This is a genomic window from Mesorhizobium sp. M8A.F.Ca.ET.165.01.1.1 (genome assembly GCF_004792065.1).
Classification (GTDB): Bacteria; Pseudomonadota; Alphaproteobacteria; order Rhizobiales; family Rhizobiaceae; genus Mesorhizobium.
Genome location: NZ_SRTH01000015.1, coordinates 45786 through 66769, shown reverse-complemented (window position 1 = coordinate 66769; position 20984 = coordinate 45786). Strand labels below are relative to the sequence as shown.

Here is a 20984-nt window from a genome sequence, read left to right as displayed (position 1 = left end):
AATAGGTAGTCAAGTGTGTTTAATTCACTCAATGATTGCTCCCGGGCGAAGCGCATCGATGAGCGCGAGCCGCGGGGAACTGCGCACAGAGGAGACGTTTCTCGTGAGTTACGCAGACCTGAGAGGGTTCATCGAGGCGCTCGACAACCAGGGCATGCTCAGAAGAGTTCCCGGTGCTGATCCGCATCTAGAGGTTGGAGCTGTTACCGAGGTCGCGGCCAACCTACCCGAATGCCCTGCCCTTCTGTTTGACAAGTTCGACGGCTATCCCGCGGGCTTTCGCGTCTTCACCAACGCGACAAACAGTTCCGTCAAAGCGGCCATTGCACTCGGCCTTGATCCATCGCTCGCCCCTCTGGAAGCTCTCAAGCGATGGAAAGAGAAACGGTCCGCCTTCCAGCGGAGTGGCCCCTTGCCGCAGCGCCTCACCGAACCTCTGTTTCTAGAGAACACGATGGCGGGCCACGAAGTCGACCTCGCATGCTTTCCTGTACCGCAGTGGCATGCGGACGACGGCGGCCGCTATATCGGATCGGGCAGCCTCGTCGTCATGGGCGATCCTGACAGCGACTGGGTGAACGCATCGATCTACCGAGTCCAGGTTCAAACAGCGAATACGGTCACGATTCAGTTCGATCACTTGGGACGGCACGGAGCCATCCTTGCAAAGAAGTTCTGGGACCAGGGTAAAAGCTGTCCGGTCGCCATCGTCAACGGCCAGGATCCGTCACTCTTCTTAGCAGGTTTCGAAGCTCTCCCAGCCGGTTATTCGGAGTATGATTTTGCCGGAGCCGTCAAGGGCGAAGCGATTCCGCTGGCAAGAGCGCCGCTGACACAACTGTTGGTTCCGGCACTAGCCGAAAGTATTCTGGAAGGTTACCTGCTTGATCCGAAGACGGTGATGGCGGAGGAAGGTCCATTCGGAGAGTTCACCGGATACTATGCGGCAGATCGCCGACCGCAACCGGTAATGCAGGTCGACGCGGTGCATTTCAGGCACAATCCGATCCTGTTTGCCTCGCCTCCGTTGAAGCCTCCGCTCCACCATTTTGGGCTGCCATTGAAGGCTGCAACCCTTTGGACACTGTTCGAAAACGCCGGTGTCACCGATGTCACCGGTGTTTGGCAGCATGTCTCGTCACTCGTTACGGTTGTCGCTGTCAAGCAACGCTATGATGGGCATGCGAAGCGAGCTGGCCTGATAGCGGCCGCCAATAGCTACATGGGACGCCTGATCATTCTCGTCGATGACGATATCGATCCGTCCAACATGGACGATGTTCTGTGGGCGGTCGCTACGCGCTGCGAGCCCTCGGACTCGATCGATATCATCAGAAATGGCTGGAGTTCCGCCCTCGACCCGCGCATCCCGCCCGAGGCGAAGGAGCTTGGTGTGACAGCGCATTCCAAAGCCATCATCGATGCTTGTCGGCCTTATGCCTGGTCCTCGCGCTTTCCGCCCAGCACCGCGCTTCATCCAGCAGAGGCTAAGGCCGTCAGCGATAAGTGGGCCACGGTCTTGCGCGCTCAGACCACACGCACCGAGGAAGAAGGTCCAGCGATCAATCGGGCAGGAACCACCAGCACGGCAGGGCGCGCACCGAAGAACGGGCTCTGAGAGAAACTTTCAACGGAGGAACACTCATGAAAAATGATAGACACCTGTTTTACTTGAATCGCAGACAGATCTTGCCAGCTCTTGCCGGAGCCGCGGTGCTGGCGGGCGCCCAGGGCGCGCGCAGCGCTGACCAGCCGACACAATCTCGGCCGGCACCAACTCGGGACGACATTCTGATCCGCGGCGCCTCAATCCTGACAATGGATCCGCAAAACCCGATTTTTGAGCGTGGTGACATCCTTATCCGCTCCGGTCGAATCGCAGCCGTCGATCACTCCATCGACGCGCCAGATGCCGAAGTCATAGATGCAAGCGACTTGATAGCTCTGCCAGGCTTCGTGAATGCTCATATCCATCTTTGGCAAAGCGCTATGGCTGGTATCGCAGGCGATTGGAGCCTGGACCAGTATGTTCAGCGTATTCTGGGTGGAATCGGACCCCACATCAGCGCCGAAGACTTGTACCTGGCGAACTTGGCGGGTTGTTTCGAGCAAGTGAGCGCCGGGACCACCACTGTGTTCGATTACTGTCATGCGATCAATACGCCGGCTCATGCGGACCGTGCCGTTGACGCTCTCCTTGAGTCGGGCGTCCGTAGCGTTTTCGGATACGGCCCGCCTGGCGATTGGGACTGGTATGCCGACCCTAACCGGGACCATCCCGAAGATGCGGCCCGGCTGCGGAAGGAGCGTCTATCGTCTGACAGCGGGCTTGTACGAATGGCTCTTGCTATCCGTGGGCCGGATGAATCAACTCTGCCGGCCACGACGCGCGATATCGCCATGGCGCGCCGCCTTGGCGTTATGGTTACGATGCACACAGGATGGGGCACGGTCGGACCGAAGAACAAAGCGGCTCGCCAGCTGGCGGACGCGGGGCTGCTTGGCCCTGACATCAACCTCGTTCACGCAAACTCCTTCACGGCCAGCGAGTATAAGGCCGTCGTCGACTCGGGTGCGACGATCACGGTGACACCGGAGGTCGAAATGCAGATGGGGATGGGCTTCCCAGCCACCGGACATGTTCGGCTGGCCGGGGGACGACCTGCGGTTGGGACGGACATCCCCACCAACGTCGGTCCGGAAATGGCTACCCAGATCAGGATCGCGCTGCAGATGCAGCGCGCGCTCGACAACGATCGCCTTCTTCGAGAGGGTCAGGATCCAAAGGAGCTCACCATCACCGCACACGAAGCTCTCGAATGGGCGACCATAGAGGGCGCCAGAGTTTTGGGTATGGATCGGGAGATCGGCTCGATCACAAAAGGAAAGGCTGCCGATATTCAGCTGATCAGGAAATCACCCCGCGATCTTGGGCAGGCACAGAACCCTGCTGAAAGCGTTGTCTTCTATTCGACGGCAGCGCAAGTCGAATCGGTGTTCGTGAACGGCAAAGCACAGAAATGGCAAGGGCGTCTCGTCAACTCTGCAGCCCACGGCCTGCGCGACCGTCTCTTGCAATCAGGTCAGAGACTCATCGAGCAAGGGCAGGGGAATAAATGAGAGGCACCCTGAACCTGCAAAACCCAGATTTTACATTCTGAAACATCCGGCGTCTCAACACGAGCGCCATCTGCGAGGGAAGAGATGCATCATCACAAATTCTATATCTCGGGCGAATGGGTTGACCCCGTCGCCCCGCAAACGATGGACGTGATCAATCCGTCGACGGAGGAGCCTTTCGCGCAGATCAGTTTGGGGGCGGCTGCGGATGTTGATAAGGCCGTGCTCGCTGCTCGACGGGCTTTTCCAGCCTACAGTGCAACCTCGGTAGCTGAACGCGTAGAACTCCTCGACCAGATTGCAAACATCTACGAGCAGCGTCTTGATGAGTTTGCCAAGATCATCACCTTGGAAATGGGAGCGCCGGCTTGGTTCTCACGCCAAGTGCAGGTGACGATGGCGTTATCCCACTTCCGGGAAGCCCGACGCGTCTTGCAGGCCTACGATTTCGAGGCCCCGCTTGGGACGAGTCGGATTGTGAGGGAGTCGATCGGCGTCTGCGGGTTGATCACCGCCTGGAACTGGCCGCTGGGACTTGTTGCCTCGAAGCTTGCCTACGCATTGGCCGCGGGGTGCTGCGTCGTGCTCAAGCCGAGCGAGATAGCCCCCTTGAGCTCGGTACTGCTCGCCGAGGTGTTACATGACGCCGGCGTCCCGGCGGGCGTTTTCAATCTCGTGAACGGGACTGGGCCGGTGGTCGGTCACGCAATCTGCTCCCACCCGGATGTCGACATGGTGTCCTTCACGGGATCCACCGGTGCTGGCATTCAAATCGCCAAAACGGCGGCCGATACGGTGAAGCGCGTTCATCAGGAGCTTGGTGGCAAGTCAGCCAACATCATCCTGCCTGACGCGGATCTCGACGAGGCAATTCCAGCTGGGGTGTTGCGGGCCTTCACAAATTCCGGACAGGCCTGCGTTGCGCCGACCCGCATGCTGGTACAACGTGATCAGATGCCTCGCGTTGTCGAAATCGCACGCCGTGCCCTCGACAAGGTTGTGGTCGGCCACCCGGATGACGCAGGCACCCGACTCGGGCCGCTTATCAGCCAGGCACAGTTCGACCGTGTGCAAACCTATATTCAGCTTGGGATCGACGAAGGCGCTCAATTGGTAGGCGGCGGTCTTGGTCGCCCTAACGGTCTCAATCGCGGTTATTATGTTCGTCCCACGATCTTCGCTGATGTGGCGCCCGGAATGAGGATCGCACAGGAGGAGATCTTTGGGCCTGTTCTGTCCATCATCGGCTATGAGGACGAGGACGAAGCCGTGGAGATCGCGAATGGAACGGTTTTCGGTCTAGCCGCGTACGTCCATTCAGCTAACCTCCTGCGCGCGCAGGCTGTTGCGCGAAAGCTCCGTGCCGGACGCGCTTACATCAACATGGCAACGTCAGATACCGTCGCGCCCTTTGGAGGGTACCGGCAGTCGGGCAACGGACGCGAGAACGGTGTGTTCGGACTGGAAGAGTATCTGGAAGTGAAGGCGATACTTGGTTGGGCGGCGGCATAGCTGCTTGAACGTCTGATCGAGCGCTTGAAGGCGTCGGCCAAGCTCTTTGCCGACGAGACCACGGCGCCGGTGCTCGATCCCGGTCGCGGCCGAACCAAGACCGGCCAGCTCTTCGCCTACGTTCGTGACGAACGACCTTGGGGGCGTCGATCCGCCGGGCGTCGCTTATCTCTACGCGCCTGATCGCAAGTCCGAGCAGGCGGTCCGGCACCTTCAAGGCTTCGTCGGCACGCTGCAGGTCGATGGCTACGCAGGCTATAAGGTTCTGGCCGACCGCAATACCGTGGGCGTGGCCTTCTGCGGGAGCCACGTGCGGCACAAGTTACACGATCTCGCGCCGAGCGGTCCGGCGCCGATCGCCACGGAAGCGCTCGCGCGGATCGCCGAACTCTACCGGATCGACAGTGAGATCCGCGGCGGTTCGGCCGAGGAACGCCGCGACATCCGCCTGGCGAGAAGCCGCATCATCGTCGACTCGCCCTCATCAGCCAGAAGAGCAAACTCGCCGAGGCCATCCGCCACGCACTCTCGCGATGGATAGGCCTCAGTCGCTTCATCGACGACGGCCGCGCCGAGATCGACTCCAACGTCATCGAACGCGCTATCCGACCAATCGCGCTCAATCGCAAAATGCGGCCTTTACCCGCAGCGACGGCGGCGGCGAGCGCTGGACGGTCATCGCTAGGTCATCGAAACTACAAGCTCAGCGGCGTTGACCCACAATCTTACCTCGCCGACCTCATCGCCCGCATCGTCGCCTGCCACCCGCAGAGCCAGATCAACGACCTGCTGCCTATGCGCCAAGCCGCTCAAGGCCGTGGGCCTTAGAACACCGCATGCGCTTCAGCCTCCATCTCGACAGCTAGGGCCAGGAGACGGCAGACTCCTGTGCGGAGCCTCTCAGTCAGGTGATCGTCGATCTTGTCGGACTAACGCAGTCGGACGATGCTGGTAGGTGTGTGCATGGCGTGTCGCTCTCTTTGAGAGGTTGACAGGCTTGGACACCCGCCTCGATACGCCGCCTTCACGCCTCCGTCGTCACCCATTCTCCGCAATAGCTCGAGCGCATTCCGGTCGGGCACGAGGTGCCCTGTGTCGAGGCCGGGAGCCAGGGGGCTGCTGACACGTTTGGGCTATTTGGGCCCAATACGACATCAATCTCCATCCGGCGGTTTAGCCGAAGCCAGATTCACAATGTCGATTGCAGGCCTTGCAAACGCCTGTTAAAAATAGCTATAGAAAATATGAATGTCTGCCAGCCTGCTTTTGTGGTGCTGTTATGCGGCAGTGCCCGAGGCCGACCACACTTAAGGAGAGCATGCGATGAGTACCTTCCGCGAGGCGGTACGCGCCAGCGAGCAGGAGAGCACCCAAGGCATGCTTGGGCTTCTGGTCTATGCCCTCCTTCTAGAGAAGACGCCCCTATGGAACGAAGATGCTGGCGGGCGCATCGCACGTATTGGTGAGCATATTGGGTACTATGCCGAGTTGGAGCGCCAGAACAAAGTCTTCTTGGCTGGGCCTTTCGTTGATGATCCAGACCACCCCGATGGAATGATCCTGCTAAAGGTTGTCTCAGAAGCGGAGGCGCACGAAATTGCACAAGGGGACATCTTTCATGTCTTGAAGTACCGGACCTACCGAGTCCGTCCCTGGCTGATCAATAAAGGAGCACTGGACCTCTCTGTGCATTTCTCCGACCGCTCGTTCAACCTGGCATGACAACGGGGGAGACGGAAATGCCGAACGAGGGTAACGACCTCAAACTCCTAACAGAGCGAATGATGGCAGCACCATTTGTCGTGATCCGCCATGTCAATGCCCGCGATCCCGACGCGATACGCCGGCTCCTGCCCGATCACTTCGCCTACCTCATTGAACTGGAGCGCCGCGGCGTGCTGTTTGGGTCTGGTCCTGTAGCGGGCCCGGAGGTGCCTCCCTATGAGGGTCTGACTATCCTTCAGGGTGTTGATCTCTCCGAAGCTCAAGCCCTCTGGTGCGATGAGCCCTTTTTTAAAGCTGGGCTTCGCGACGCGCACTTTGCCATCTGGACTCTCAACGAAGGCGCACTACGCATCCGATTGTCTCTGTCGACGGCGACAGCCTCCCTTCCGGGGGTCTCGTCGTGAGCGTTTCTGACAGACCTGCCCCAACCGAGCCGATCGCGCGATCTGTCCAGGTCGGCTTTGTCGGCCTTGGCAGTCTCGGTTTGGTACTGGCAGGCAACCTGATAGAACGTGGTCACCGCGTCGTCGGCTATCGGCGCGGGTCGCTTGAGCCGCTCTCAGGTATTGGTGGCACGCCTGCGGCTTCGCCGGCGGCGGCCGCCGCCGGATCGGACGTGCTCATGACCTGCCTGCCGACACCTGAAGCCCTGACCGAGGTCGTGGCCGGTCCGAATGGATTTCTGTCGCGCGGCGGCTTGCTCCCAGTGCTTGTCGAAATGAGCACACTTGACATCGACGTGAAAATGCATACGGCGCGCCAGTACGCCGCTCACGGCGGCGTCATGCTGGACTGCCCGATCTCAGGTATTCCGACTGCCGTCGCGGCTCGAAAGGGTTTGATGCTCGCGAGCGGGGAACTCGCTGTAGTCGAACGCTGGCGTTCCGTTCTCGAAGACATGCTCGACAGCGTTGTTTACTGTGGAGATTTTGGCAATGGATTGCGGGTGAAGTACGTCGCGAATTTCCTCGTCGGTGTCCATATTCAAGCCGCCGCGGAGGCTGTTGCTCTAGCGGAAATCCTTGGTCTCGACTCACTTTTCGTCGCAAAGACCTTACGTGGCAGCGCTGCTTCGTCCGCCCAGTTCGATGCACGCGGTCCGATCATGGCGGCGCGGGAGCCAACAAAGCCCTTGGGGACTCCGCGCATCCTGCTCAAAGATCTTGAGATCATTGACAGGGTTGCGCGGGCGGGTGGGCTCTCTCCCAATCTCCTGAGCGCAGCCATTCCTCGCTATCGGGAGGCGATGGAGCGTGGTTACGGAGACGAGGACGTCGCGCGAATGATCGATCTCGTCGCTCCTGAGAGACAAGGAGACTAGTCATGACGGTCGTAGCCAACGCGGCCAAGCCCGTAATGGCGCCACCAGGCGTGCAGTCCTTGGGGCCGCCGTCACATTGCCCTTAATCATGGCATCAGCGGGTGAATCTGCTACCTGCCGCAACTCCGTAATGGCCTCAATTGTTCAACGACCCCAGCAACACCCCGCGTGGCTGCCACGTGAGCCCGGCTGGTTTAATCTTTCGCCATGCGGAAATTGGCTTCAACCTCCACCTCGCGCGTGACATCGATCACGAGCTCATCCCAAACAACATAGCCATCCGCTCTCCGGGAGGGTCGCGCAATGCCCCTGTCCCAATGGATCCGACCCTCCCGTACGACGACCCGCACACGGTGATCTAGGCCGCGTGGACGTTTCGCTTGCTTGTCCATGTTGGCACGATTTCAATCTCGACAGCTTCGACAATCTGCCTGACCCCACTGAGGTGGCCGTTTGATCCATGGTCATGTGCCATCAGGAGGACGAACGTATGAGCAGGAGGCGCTGTTGGCTGAAGAGATCGTCGAAGCTGCGGCAGGTATGCGGCCAACGTGCCTCTACTCAACGCTGGTGGCTCTCCACACGCGAGACGATATCGACGCCTGCTCACAGGCCGCTGCCGAACCGGCCAGCAAGATTTGCCGCACTCAGGCACCCCGGGGCTCTTCGATCAGTCGGTCTCGTTCATCGTCAGAGGCACGCCCGAACTCAACCGGCTGTCTAGCCGTTGATGCCGTTGCCGTCATCCTCATGGTAGGGCACGGTTGCAGCAAACTTTATAAGGGCCGGGGAGATCGGATGCGTGGCCTCCTCGGCCACATGAGCTGCCAAACCTGCCGCCCGACTGACCACGGCGAGACCTCTCATCGCCCGCACGGGAAAGCCGATCTCGCAGAGGACTGCGCCGAGTGCCCCCGTTACGTTCAGGAGAGCCGGCTGGCTGAGGCTTGAGCTAAGCTCCGTTTGAACGATCCTAAGAAGCTTGATGTACTTCCCTTGCACCCCAGCTTCCACAGCGATTTGCAAAAGCTTCTCTGCTCGTGGATCCGTTCCTCGGTAGAACGGGTGACCAAACCCCGGCAAACGTCGTCCAGTACTTCGATACTGGTTCACGAGATCTTGCGCCCAGGCAGTGTGATCGGCAACGTCGATGCCGGCGTTGAGAAAGGTGCCGACGCCCACCATCGTACCCGCGTACTTGTCCCCGACCATCATCAGGCCAGCCGCCACCGCGACCTGGGGTTGATCGGCAACAGAGTCGCCGACAAGGCGCGAAACGAGGGCCGTTGGCGTTAAACCATGATCCATCAGAATGACGAGGGCCGCGTCGAGAACGCGGCGCTGCACGCTGTCTGGTATTGTCCCGGTGACAGCGAGAAAGAACGCCTCCGAGAACGTGACATGATCAAGAACCTCAGTCAGAACGTCCCGACCGCGCAAGCGCAGGCGGTCAACGTCGAAAGGCGATGTACCGATCCGCGTGACGGGTCCCTCGACCTGGTCTGTTCGAGTGCTCATATACCCCCCCTACCCTGTCACTCGTTCTGGAGTTGAAGCCGGTTCCGGCGCGGTAGACCCCGCAGGTGCTCCAGTTCCCTCACTAACTCCCTTAGCCGTAAGGTTCTCACGCCAGCTCAGAACGTCAGCCTCGCTAAGCTCCAGTTCCTGCACGATCTCCTCACCATGCGCATTCATCTCAGGCGCCACCACCAGCGGCTGATCCTCACGTGACCCGTTGAAGGTAACCGGCCGGCGCGGGGCAATGTGCGGTCCCAGGATCGGATGCTGCATCTGCGCGAAAACGCCGAGGTGCTTCACCTGTTCGTCGTCGATCACCTCTGCGAGCGAATTGACAGGAGCATGCGGCACGTCCAGCGCAGCCAGGCGATCAAGCCAGTACGCTCTATCCTGCGAACGCGCCGCCGCATTCAACTCACGGGCGAGTTCGAGATAATTATCGACGCGCGCTGCCCTTGTGCTGAATCGCTGATCATCGGCGAGTTCCGGGATCATCAATGCTTCCAGGCAGGCCCGCCAGAATTTCTCCTGCGATGACAGGTGAACCGACAGCATTGCTCCATCCCGGCAGCGAAGAGCATAGGACTGAGAAGCCTGCACCCGCATGAAAGGGCCCGGCTCGAGACCAAGGAGGGTATGGGCCAGGAACGTGTCGGGCGTGAACGCGATCGCGGAGTCGAGCATGTTCACTTCAACACTGCTCACCCGACCGTGTGCCATCCGAGCATGGAGGGCGGCCAACAACCCGTAGCAGGCGTAGATACCTGTTAAGTTGTCAGCGATGGTTGGCCCTGTGATCCGAGGCTCCTCGGGCGTGAAGAACAAGCTGGAAAGGCCGCTTACAGCTTGCGCGACAGCATCATAGGCAGGTCGATCGCGGTAAGGGCCGCTCGTGCCGAAGCCGCTGATCGAGCAGAGGATCAAATTGGGATTGATCTTCTGCAACCGATCTTTGCCGAACCCGAGGCGGTCGAGGACACCAGGACGAAAGTTCTCGATCAGAACGTCGGCAGTCTCAAGAAGTTTTTCCAGAACGCGCCGACCGCTTTCGGATTTGAGATCCAACGCGATTGACCTCTTGTTACGATTGTAGGCCAAGAAATAAGGGCTGACGGATCCCCCACGGAAACTTCTAAACGGGTCACCACCTTCCGGATGTTCTACCTTGATTACATCGGCACCAAGGTCTGCCAGCATCATGCCTGCAAGTGGTCCGGTAATCATCGTTGTACATTCGACCACTCGCACTCCCTGTAAGGGCCGTTCCTGCATCGCCGCCTCCATTACTTCTGAGTATGCCGCCTCCTTTGAACAGGAGGCGGCAACGCATTCCATCAGAACCTATGGAACTCCTTGAACTCAGGGGTTCGGTGAGCAAGCTCCCAAGGATCGATTCGCACGTCGACTACAGTCACGACATCGGCCGCCAGGGCCTGTTCAAGCGCTGCCTTCAGGTCCTTCGGATCTTCCACTCGAATTCCTCGCGCACCATACGCCTCGGCGAGCTTGACGAAATCGGTGTCACCATAGGACGACCCGAGTTGGCGGTCGCCGTATTGCCTCTGCTGGAAGATCCTGAGCGCGCCGAAGGAGACGTCGTTATAGATGACCACGGTGATTGGAATGTTCTCGCGAACAGCCGTTTCAAGCTCTTGGGCATTCATGCTGAAATCGCCGTCGCCGATCGGAACGATAACCTGTCGGTGCGGTTGCGCCAGTTTCATGCCCATGCCGGCAGCAACTGCCCAAGCCATAGAGCCTGAACCGATGCTGTAATGGTACTGTCCGGGATGCAGGATCTTGATGTAGTTTGAGAAGTGGGTGTTGTGACCAGAACCGATGACAAAGATCGCGTCGTCGGCGGCGAGTTCCTCAAGAAGAGATGCTACAAGCTGTGGCTTGATGGGCTTCGAATCGAGGTCGACCGAGTAGAAAGTCTCTCTCTCCTGACGCTTCAATTCCGAGAGTCTTGCGATCGCCGCGTCCCTATACTCCGATGGCCGAGTTGTAGATCGAGAGCGCAACCGATCCAGGACATCGCGGAGGAACGCCCCAGTGTCAGCATGCACCCCTACCGCCACGGCATACTGCCGACCGATTTCGAGCGGCTCGCTCTCAACCTGGATGATCTTGGCCTCGGGCTGGATAAGCTGCCAGTTAATCGTGTTCACGTTATGGAACTGGCATCCCAGCCCAAGGATCGCGTCCGCTTCCGCCACGATCGTGTTCGCCGCAGTGTGACCAAAGTGGCCGAGAAGTCCGCCCGCGAGGGCGTGGTCCTCAGGAAATGTTCCCCGGCCCATCTCAGTCGCCACCACGGGAATTCCGAGTGCTTCGGCCAGGGATCTCAGTTCCGAATCGGCTTTCGACCAAGCAACGCCCCGCCCCGCGATGATAACGGGACTTTTCGCTTCGGCCAGGATGTCCAAAGCACGCTCGACAGCCTCCTCTTCAGGCCGCGGCGCACGGGCAACAAAGCCCATGTGGGCGCCGCCACGAAGCGAAAGATCGAACGTTTCTGTGTCGGCAGGCTGGGCCAGCAGATCTTTGGGGAAGTCCAGATGGACGCAGCCCGGAAGCCCCGACTGGGCCACGTGCATCGCAGTGCGCATCAGGCGCCTCGCGTCCTTCGCTTCAATCATCTGATCGGAGAACTTCGTGAACTTGCTGAAAACCCCCACGACATCGAACTCGTGCCAGATGTCTCGCCCAAGCCGAAAACGGTCTAGGTTGGCCGAGAGAACCATGACGGGCACATTGTCCTTATGAGCCGTCCAGGTGCCCAGAACTGCGTTCGCGACGGCTGGTCCAACGTGCATCGTCACGACGCCGAGCTTCCCTGTGACGCGGGAATAGCCGTCCGCCATAGCCACAGCGCTCATCTCAAGCCGCGTCGTGATATAGCGAATTTCGCTCGATCGAGCGTGGAGGCCGTCGATGATCGGCAGGATCGTGTCCCCCGTCATGCCGAAGACGAATGGAACCCCCTCCTTGACCAGAGCATCGACGATAGCCTCAGCAGCCGTCTCCTGTGCTCCTGCAGCGCCCTTGGCGGACGGCGCACTCGTGACCTGCGTCTCGATGTTCATAGCTTCCTCCTCGATCTAACTCGCTAGTGGTGTGTCTATTTGTTTATACATATATTTAATAGCTTTCTTGGTCAAGGGAGCCATTGACCAGACAGCACACTTTTCCTCCGCGCGACTGGTGACGAGCGAGTGAGAGAGGGCCTGCAAGGAGTTAGCTCAAATCCGGAGACTTCGATGATCGAGATGCACGGTGGACACGTGTTACTTCGGTTCATCCGGACAGTTGGCGTCCGCCCTTCCGGGCTGGGTCGAACACATCGTTTCAGGGCATTGCGACACGGTTGATGTCGGCGTTGCAAAGCCTCTCCTTCGAGCAGGTGTCGACCCTGCTCACCCGTTAACTCTAGGACAAATGCTGACGACGGCTTCAGTTCTTCGCATAGAAGAATGCAGGAGCTGCTCTGCCCGCTTGGACATCGCTAGCCCAGAGTCGGATCCGGCGGATCTATGCAAAGACCGGGTAGCGCATCCTGCACACATGCTACGCTTGGCGTGTCCAGGTTCTCATGGAGACAAGCGCACCGGATATCTTGCAGGCAGCAGAAATAGAGGAAATTGCATAAAACAAGCGCTGGACGCCAGCATGTGACAATTGCCATGCAAGGCTGGTCAAGGCCACTCGACGCGTATTCGTATGCCAAGCCGCAGCCCGGATCTTGCCCGGTGAACGACTTGCATCCCTACGGGGCAGAATCTAGTCGGTGGATTCCGTCAGTATCGAGAGGTTGTTTGCAACCGCAGCGGCAGCACCGTATTGCTCGATCAATCGTTCCAGGAACTGGGTCACAACCCGAACGTCATCCTTTCGGAGACCTTTGAACCAGACATCGTTGATCGCGGAAATCGAAGGCATCGATTTATCGAGTGTATTTCTCGACTTACGGGTGAGCTTCACCAGCATTGCGCGGCTGTCCTCGCTGTCCTCAACTTTGGTGACCCAACCCTCGGATTGCAGGCGACCGACTGTGGCTGTGACATTCGCACCGGCACTGTGGAGGTAGTCCGCTATCTGTTTTATGCGTACGCCGCTCTCACCCTCTATGTGGTACAGCGCCATTATGACGGCAAACTCGGTGGAACTTACCCCGAGTTCACCTGCCAAAGCCCGACGCATGGATTGCAACCGGCTGACGGAGGCGAACAGCAAAGCCATCATGTGCCTAAACTCTTGACTGTCGCCTCCTTCCAGCAGTTCCGGCAAAGTCAGGGTCGGCCGTGTACTTAGCTGATTTGAAGATTTTGACTTCTTCACCCGGGACGACGGTCCTACCGTCGTCTTTTTATCGGCAAAATCGAACGATCTAGCCACCGGAGCTCCCTTTATTATTGCTATACTCAATATACGAAGGACTGCGGATCGCAAGCGATCACTACTCGGTTTCCCACAGATATCGACGCGGTTTTCACGGGGCCGGGAGCACGGCGGTTCATCAGCCGACCAGCGCCGTTACCTCTACCTCGATGAGCATTTCCTCGTCCGCTAGTTCCTGAATGACGAGCAGCGAAGCGAACGACGGCTCCCTCATGAGTGCAGGAACATTCGCCTCGAGCCAGGATTGGCGAGCAGCCACATAACGTGTCCTCAACGTGCGGTCGGACAGGTACTGGTTGATCCGAACGGCCCGTTCAAGTGTGCTTCCGGCTTCCAACAAAGCTTCTTGAGCCCTCGCGAAAGCCAAAGCGGTCTGCTCCTCGATCGATCTCACGGGTTGGCCCGCATCATCTGTCTCGCCAGCAGTACCCGCCAAGAACACGAAATCGCCAGCAACCACGCCCTTCAGCCATGGCATCGGCTGGCCCGCGACGTGAACCCGACCGAGGGCTCTCTTCTCTATCCGTTTTGTGTTTGTGCTCATGCGACCCTCTGCTGTTTGTCAACCTTGTTCAACGAACCCGAATGTTCGAGTCCTTTCTCCTGCAAGTATGCCGCGACCTGGCGGCTTGCCACGTGCGCCGATTGAATAGCGCCATCGATGAAACCGAACCAACCACTCGCGTAGTCCGCTCCGGCAAAGAAGACAGATCCTTCGGGCCGCTGAAGATCATCAAAGTAGCTTGAGAGCTGCCCAGGCTTCAGCATCGTCCACGTCTGCTTCGAGAATGGGTCGGTCGCCCAGTCATGGCAAACATGCTCGACAAGTTGCGCCTTCGGCACCCAGAGCCGCACCGCTTTCTCGATCGCGGAGCGGTCAGACGGATCAAGTGCCTTTCGGGATGGCGAAAAGCCATTTGCAATGACGGTGCCGTCCTTCTCCTCATCGTCGACACGCAAATAAGACAGCGGGTGCTCCGGCGGCGCCAGGGCGAGCAAGGCCTCCTGAGGCATGTTCCGCAACCTCAACCAGAACATGCTTCCCTGTGTCATCTGGCCCTCGCTCACGAAGGCAGATTTGCCTTTCGCGAGTGGTGGAGAGAACTCGATGTCCCCAAGCGTCGATAACGGAACGGTAACCACAGCCGCGCGTGAGGTGAAGGTACGACCATCGGCCAGAAGGATCTCGACGGCCTGGGGATTCTGGCGAATTTGCGAGACCACTGCATTAAGTTCAATGCTTCCCTTGCCTTCCGACAGGATCGCCGAGTGAAGCCGCCGCGTTCCGTCACGCAATCGGAACTGCTGGAGGGTCTGAGCGAGAAGATCAGGATCTCCGCCAACCATCGCAAGACGGCGCATCCCCTGGGACAGCGCTCCATCGTCGGGAGGCGCGTTGAAGGAGACCGACGCCAGCGCCCTGACCGCGTCGAGCACCTCACCTTCCACGCCGTCGGCGGTGAGCTTGTCCCGGATTGACAACTTATCGATCTCTGCGAGCTTTGCTCGAGCATAAAGTGGGTCATGCGGGCGGGGGAAAACGTCGGTTGCGCCGGCATAAAGGGTCTGCCAAGCTCCCGAATAAAGATCGTGGAACTCATCCACCGAGCACTCGCGAATAGCGCCGCCGCTAGCGTAGCGAACTCGTTGAATTGGCTTACGTTCGTAGAGCTCCAAACCATACCGCGTGACTTCGGACCAGACGTGCGGCTGGAGCCAGTGCAGCCATTGTCCTCCCACCTCCGTGACACGCCCGTGCCATTCGATCGTCTTTGTTCTACCGCCGAGGCAGTCGCGAGCCTCAAGCAGGATGCAGTTTACACCCCGTGAAGAAAGCTCTCGCAGTGCGACAGCACCGGCGAAACCGCCGCCGATGATAATGACATCCGCATCTACCTCAAACGATTGGTCCATCTGTGCCCCCTACATTCCGCTGCCGGCATGTGCCGGAACAGGTATTTCAATCGACGGCGTGGCATTGACGAGGAACTTGGTGTAGCCGTCACTCGGCCGGTCGATGACGTCTGCCGCGCGACCACTCTCGACGACCCGTCCCTGGTTGATCACCAGCACGGAGTCGGCGATGTTGCGCACGAGCGCAATATCGTGAGTGACGAACAAGAGCCCGAGTCGATCTTCTCGCTGCAATCGCCGTAGCAGATCGACAACGTTCGCTTGCACCGATACGTCCAAAGCTGACGTAATCTCATCACAAATGAGGAGCTTGGGTCGACACACGAGCGCACGGGCGATCGCGACGCGTTGGCGCTCTCCGCCCGAGAGTTCTCCCGGATACTGTCCGAGCACCGCGGGGGTCAAAGATACTCTCTCGAGCGCTGTCAGGACCTCTTGACGTGCCCGCGCTCCTCGAATGTTAAAGAGCGTTTCAAGGGGTGAAGCAACAATGTCGCCGATCGTACGGCGAGGGTTGAGCGACCGGAATGGGCTTTGAAAGATGTACTGAAGCTGCTGCCGAACGGAGGCGGGTCGACCTCGCGCATCACGGGCCTGAACCTGTCCTGCAAACCGGACCGTTCCGTCAGAGGCTGCGACCAAGCCCATGATGCACCGCGCCAGGGTGGTTTTGCCGGATCCTGAGCCGCCCAGGAGCGCAACACACTCGCCCTCGCGAACGGAAAAGCTCACGCCATCCAGGACGCGCATGTTGCCATAGCTTGCCGAGAGACCAGACACATTGAGGAGCTCGGTGCCGATCACCTCGGGTCCAATCGGTGCAGTTACACGCGCCTGGTGCAGGTTTTCGGTCGGGAAGAAGCACCGGGTTTGATGAGCCTCGGCGACCAAGTCGAGCGATGGTTCCTCGACATGGCAGCGCTCTTGGGCCTGTGCACAGCGCGGAGCGAAGCGACAGCCGGGATCACGAGACCCCGGACGCGGGGCTCGCCCCGGCATGGTTTCGAGAGCATAACGCGCATGGCGATCGGGAGTCGCCCGAAGAAGCTTGCGGGTGTACGGATGACGCGGACGCGTGAAAACATCCTCGCATCGACCCGCCTCGACGATCCGCCCTCCGTACATGACCAAAATCCGATCAGCGAGAGATGAGACGACCGCCAAGTCATGCGTCACGTAGAGCGCAGCTGCATTGCTCTGCTGGCAGAGCCTCGCAACGGTGCGAAGGACGTAGGCCTGGGTACTCACGTCGAGCCCTGTGGTCGGCTCATCGAGAACGATCAACTTGGGTTGGCACATGAATGCCATCGCGATGGCGACCCGTTGGAGCTGTCCTCCCGATAGTTGATGCGGAAGGCGTGAAAGAAAGGCGGCATCGCCGGGCAGTTGAACGTCGCGCATCGCCGTGCCGACCAGCTCATTACGTTCGCTCCCGGTCAGTTTGTCGCGGTGAGCCGCCAAAACCTCTCTGAGCTGGGTGCCAATGCTGAGGAAGGGGTTGATGGCTGCAGCGGGATCCTGAGGTATATAAGCGACGAGACGCCCCCTGATCCCCTGCAATGAGCTCCGATGCATCGACAGAATGTCTTTTCCGTCGATGATGACCCGACCGCTGGCAATGGTCGCTCCCCTTCGCGCGTATGCCAGAAGAGAGAGGGCAACCGTACTCTTGCCGGATCCTGACTCACCGACCAGGCCGACAATTTCACCAGGGCGGAGCGTGAAACTGATATCGTCCACGATTTCGTCGCGTCGACCAATCGTCTCAACCCTTAGCTTGACTACTTCTGCAGCTAACATCGTCAACGTCCTTGCTGGCCCGATCCGGATGCTCTTCGCGCCAGAGAATCGGCGATGAGCCCGGCGCCGATTGTCAGGACCGCGATCATGAACGCCGGGAGCACGACGGCCCAGGGCTGGATGAGTAGCCCATTGCGGTTTTCATTGAGCATCAGCCCCCAGTCGGCTTGCGGCGGTTGTAGTCCGAAGCCAATGAAACTAAGGCCGGAAATGAGGCCGACCGACCACGTCAGTCGGGTCGTAAACTCCACGGCCAGCGGCGTAAGCAGGCTCGGTAGAACTTCGCGGGTCAGGACAACCCGGCTCGGCGTTCCAATCACTTGAGCTGCTTGAATGAATTCATGCTGCATGAGCTCGGCAGTTAGGCCGCGGGTCACCCGTGCGATCCGCGGGGCGTGCGAAATCGCCGTAACGAGGGTGATCAGCCACAGTTGCGGACCGAGCATCGAAACGAAAAGGACGACAAGAACAATCTGCGGAAAGGCGAGGATCAGATCCATCGCTGCCATAATGACGTCGCTGACCCAGCTGTTCGACGCACCCGCCGCGAGGCCGACAGCTACCCCGGCGACGAGTGCCAGAACCGTCGCCGTCAAGCTCAGTCCAAGCACCGTTTGACCACCCCACAGAGTGCGGCTGAGAACGTCGCGCCCAAGAAAATCGGCGCCAAACCATAACTCACCGGACGGCTGCTCGAAGGGCGCAGCCAAGAGCGCCGTCGATGTATGGGGAGCGAGCCAGGGGCCAAGCAGAACGAGGGCGAGGACAAAACCGACGAGGACCACTCCAAAGCCCATTCCGGCGTCGGGTAAACGTCTGGGCCTTTTACGGCGCTGTGGTGACGTTAGAACGTTGGATGTCATGATGCCCCCCTCATGTGCGGGTTCGCAAACGCGCTGAGTATATCTGCGATAAGGTTGAGGGCCACGTAGACGCTGGCCAGCAACAATGTGGCTGCCTGGAGTACGGGAAGGTCGCGAGATGCGACGGCTTCAACGAGGGTTTGACCCAACCCTGGATAGCTGAACAGGTATTCGATCACGACCACACCGCCCGCCAGATACGCCAGTGTTGCGGCAGCTACTTGGATCGTGGGAACAAGCACATTGGGGAACGCGTGCACGAAGATGACGCGCCACTCGGACAAGCCTTTCAGGCGCGCCATCTGAACGTAATCTGTTTCGAGCACAGCCAGCATCGTGGCACGTACGAAACGGCCCAGGTAAGGAACTGTCACCAGAACCAGAGTAGCAACAGGGAGGACCAGGACCTCGGGCACCTTGAGAGGGCTCATCCCAGGCGTCACAATCGAGATCGCAGGAAGCAGATGGAACACTGCGGTCGAGAAGACCAGGACGAGGCCGATACCGACAACGAACTCCGGCAACGCTGTCAGTACCATAGCAGTAACGTTGAACACTCCATCGAACACTCCCTTCTGCCTCGTTGCCGCGAGCAGCCCCAGGCCTACTGAAATCAGGAGACTTAGAATGGCGGCCGCACCGGCCAGGATCATCGTGTTCGCGGCTCGCCGGCTGATGAGATCGGCTACGGGCTGACGGGTGGCCAACGACTGCCCAAGGTCGAACGTGAGAACGCCCTTCATCCACTGTATATATTGGTCTAGCGGCGCGGCATTCAGGCCAAGTTCCTCCCTAAGGGCGGCCAGGCGCGCAGGTGTCGCATCCCGGCCCAGGATAATCTGGGCCGGATCACCTGGAAGCACCTGAGTAGCGGCAAATACCAAGACGGAGACAAGCCATAGAGCCAGAAGTCCGAAACCCAACCGCCGCAAGATCCAGGCCCAGCGCGATGGGGCGGACGGCACCGGCAGGTCTGCCGGTGCCGCATCAGCGTCCTCTGTGCTCATCGCGGAACGATACAGCATCACGTCATTTCCTATTTTGAAGGTCGGCCTCGCCAGCGTCACTAGGCGACGAAGTATGCTTTCTTGAACTTGTAACGGTTCAGACCCCAACCCGTAAGGTCGGGCTCCAAGCCTCCAATCTGGGCCGAGTGAGCATCGATAGTGTCGGGGTAGCCCCAGATGATCAGCCCGCCCCGCTCAAAGGAAATCCGCTGCATCTGATGGACAAGCTCGCACCGGCGGTTCTGATCAAGTTCGGCGCGGGCAAGGTCGTTAAGACGCGTGAACTCTTCGTCGGAGAACCGGGTCGGGTTGAGGGGTGAAGTGGCGAGTTCCCCCAAGGCAACCTGGTTCAGGTAAGGATTGTGGGTCCAGTAATCTACCGCGAAGGGCCAGTTGGTATACTCCGCGAAGAAGCCACCCTGGTCGAGCCGCTTGACGTTGATTGTCACATCCCCTTCCCGCGCCTGTTCGGCAAAGATCTGTGAAGCTTCGAGCAGACCCGGTGCGGCCGCGGTCGTGGCCAATTCCAACTGCAGATTGGAATGACCCGCGCGGGCAAGCAGCGACCGAGCCTCCTTGACGTCGCGCTCCCGAACCAGAGATGTGTCGAAACAGGGATCATTGGGCGAGTACGCGTCGTATGCGACACGCCCGTGGCCGGAGAAGGCCAGTTTTACGAGCTGCTCGCGATCGACCAGCAACCGCAGAGCCTGCCGCACCCTGACGTCGTCGAAAGGAGGCTTGTCGACCCGCATCGTGAATGGCCGAAACGACCCCGCTTTGCTCGTCAGGACCTTGAAGCTACTGTTGGCACTCACCACCGGTATCTGGGAGTAGGGAAGACCCTCGATCGCGTGAACCTGCCCTCCGAGAAGAGCATTCACCCGCGCAACATCGTCGGGGAGATCGATGAGGACCAGTTCGTCTACGTAAGGCGCTTGTCCATGATAGTTCTCGAAGCGCTTGAAAGTCGATTGCTCACCCGGAACGAATTGGTCGAGCTTGAACGGGCCTGAACCAACGGGGCTCTTAGGGTCGAAATCGACAGGCACGACACCGGTGCTTAGTACGCGGAAAGCGTCCCGCAGTGCCGCATCGGGACGGCGAAGCTTAAGACGGATCGTACGGTCGTCCAGCTTGACGATCTGCGTTGGATCGATGGAGCGCATAAGCGGCGCTACATTGCGAGGGTTCTTCGGATCGATGATCCGTCGAATCGTATAGGCGACGTCATCCGCGCCGATCGTCTTGCCGTTGTGAAATTCAGCTCCCTGCTTGATCCGAATCGTCCACTCGGTTGCCGAGGGATTTACCTCGAACTCCTCAGCCAGAAGCGGTCGATACTCGGCCTGTTCGTTATCATCCCCCAAACCGTCGTAGAGATTGAGAACACGGGCGATGTCGGCCGGGGTAATCGGGGAATGCGGGTCAAGTGAGTCGATGGGGCCGCCGCCGGCGATGCCGACGCGCAGGGACCCACCCTTCTGGGGGTTTGGGCTGCTCTGCCCAAGTGCGGAGCCCGCATAACCAAGAGCCATCGCGGCAATCGCGCCACCCATCAGCTGACGGCGGTCCAGTGTGTTCCGAAGCATGCGTATTTTCGACATGTGCGTTCCTCCCTACACATAGAATATTGCTATAGACAATAGGTAGTCAAGTGTGTTTAATTCACTCAATGATTGCTCCCGGGCGAAGCGCATCGATGAGCGCGAGCCGCGGGGAACTGCGCACAGAGGAGACGTTTCTCGTGAGTTACGCAGACCTGAGAGGGTTCATCGAGGCGCTCGACAACCAGGGCATGGA

The 20984-nt window shown here is 59.3% G+C and carries 16 protein-coding genes and 1 pseudogene; 7 read left to right on the top strand and 10 right to left on the bottom strand.

Annotated elements, in window-relative coordinates; all coding sequences use genetic code 11:
* Positions 1-103: 103 nt before the first annotated feature.
* From EN808_RS28640 to EN808_RS28595, 7 genes and pseudogenes are all read left to right on the top strand, one after another.
* Entirely contained in the window at positions 104-1618 is a 1515-nt protein-coding gene (locus tag EN808_RS28640) for a UbiD family decarboxylase (RefSeq protein ID WP_189522238.1), read from the top strand.
* A gap of 26 nt (positions 1619-1644) precedes the next feature.
* Positions 1645-3120 (top strand): amidohydrolase family protein, encoded by a 1476-nt coding sequence (locus tag EN808_RS28635; protein WP_135917395.1) that lies wholly within the window; start codon positions 1645-1647, stop codon positions 3118-3120.
* An 84-nt stretch (positions 3121-3204) separates the two neighbouring features.
* Positions 3205-4632 carry an aldehyde dehydrogenase family protein gene (locus EN808_RS28630; RefSeq protein WP_135917393.1) on the top strand — a complete coding sequence of 476 codons (1428 nt, stop codon included), beginning with the start codon at positions 3205-3207 and terminating at the stop codon, positions 4630-4632.
* Between the two features lie 6 nt (positions 4633-4638).
* Positions 4639-5460: pseudogene (locus EN808_RS37220) on the top strand (IS66 family transposase); the annotation flags it as partial.
* 495 nt (positions 5461-5955) lie between these two features.
* Positions 5956-6354, top strand: coding sequence for a hypothetical protein (locus EN808_RS28605; RefSeq protein WP_135917387.1), 399 nt, complete (start codon positions 5956-5958; stop codon positions 6352-6354).
* Positions 6355-6371: 17 nt separating this feature from the next.
* The gene (locus tag EN808_RS28600; RefSeq protein WP_167531263.1) at positions 6372-6761 is read left to right on the top strand and encodes a YciI family protein; all 390 of its coding nucleotides are present in this window, start codon (positions 6372-6374) and stop codon (positions 6759-6761) included.
* Positions 6758-7678, top strand: coding sequence for an NAD(P)-dependent oxidoreductase (locus EN808_RS28595; protein ID WP_135880861.1), 921 nt, complete (start codon positions 6758-6760; stop codon positions 7676-7678). The genes EN808_RS28600 and EN808_RS28595 overlap by 4 nt, the downstream gene beginning before the upstream one ends.
* A 720-nt stretch (positions 7679-8398) precedes the next feature.
* Here the strand turns inward: EN808_RS28595 and EN808_RS28590 are convergent.
* The 10 genes from EN808_RS28590 to EN808_RS28545 form a co-directional block, all read right to left on the bottom strand.
* Positions 8399-9196, bottom strand: coding sequence for a citryl-CoA lyase (locus EN808_RS28590; RefSeq protein ID WP_135917385.1), 798 nt, complete (start codon positions 9194-9196; stop codon positions 8399-8401).
* Between the two features lie 9 nt (positions 9197-9205).
* Complete coding sequence (locus EN808_RS28585; protein ID WP_135917383.1) at positions 9206-10468, bottom strand: CoA transferase; 1263 nt, start codon at positions 10466-10468, stop codon at positions 9206-9208.
* Positions 10469-10530: 62 nt separating this feature from the next.
* Complete coding sequence (locus tag EN808_RS28580; RefSeq protein ID WP_135917382.1) at positions 10531-12285, bottom strand: thiamine pyrophosphate-binding protein; 1755 nt, start codon at positions 12283-12285, stop codon at positions 10531-10533.
* A gap of 694 nt (positions 12286-12979) precedes the next feature.
* Positions 12980-13594 (bottom strand): MarR family winged helix-turn-helix transcriptional regulator, encoded by a 615-nt coding sequence (locus tag EN808_RS28575; RefSeq protein ID WP_135880865.1) that lies wholly within the window; start codon positions 13592-13594, stop codon positions 12980-12982.
* 121 nt (positions 13595-13715) lie between these two features.
* The gene (locus EN808_RS28570) at positions 13716-14141 is read right to left on the bottom strand and encodes a Rid family hydrolase (RefSeq protein ID WP_135880866.1); all 426 of its coding nucleotides are present in this window, start codon (positions 14139-14141) and stop codon (positions 13716-13718) included.
* Positions 14138-15511 carry an NAD(P)/FAD-dependent oxidoreductase gene (locus tag EN808_RS28565; protein ID WP_135917380.1) on the bottom strand — a complete coding sequence of 458 codons (1374 nt, stop codon included), beginning with the start codon at positions 15509-15511 and terminating at the stop codon, positions 14138-14140. The genes EN808_RS28570 and EN808_RS28565 overlap by 4 nt, the downstream gene beginning before the upstream one ends.
* Positions 15512-15520: 9 nt before the next feature.
* On the bottom strand, positions 15521-17311 hold the full coding sequence (locus EN808_RS28560; RefSeq protein ID WP_135917378.1) for an ABC transporter ATP-binding protein: 1791 nt from the start codon (positions 17309-17311) through the stop codon (positions 15521-15523).
* A gap of 2 nt (positions 17312-17313) precedes the next feature.
* Positions 17314-18174, bottom strand: a complete 861-nt coding sequence (locus EN808_RS28555; protein WP_210235464.1) for an ABC transporter permease — start codon at positions 18172-18174, stop codon at positions 17314-17316.
* A complete protein-coding gene (locus EN808_RS28550) occupies positions 18171-19199 on the bottom strand; it encodes an ABC transporter permease (RefSeq protein ID WP_210235463.1) in 1029 nt (342 codons plus the stop codon). Before EN808_RS28550 ends, EN808_RS28555 begins: the two co-directional genes overlap by 4 nt.
* Positions 19200-19240: 41 nt before the next feature.
* Positions 19241-20788, bottom strand: a complete 1548-nt coding sequence (locus EN808_RS28545; RefSeq protein WP_135917377.1) for an ABC transporter substrate-binding protein — start codon at positions 20786-20788, stop codon at positions 19241-19243.
* Between the last annotated feature and the right edge of the window lie 196 nt (positions 20789-20984).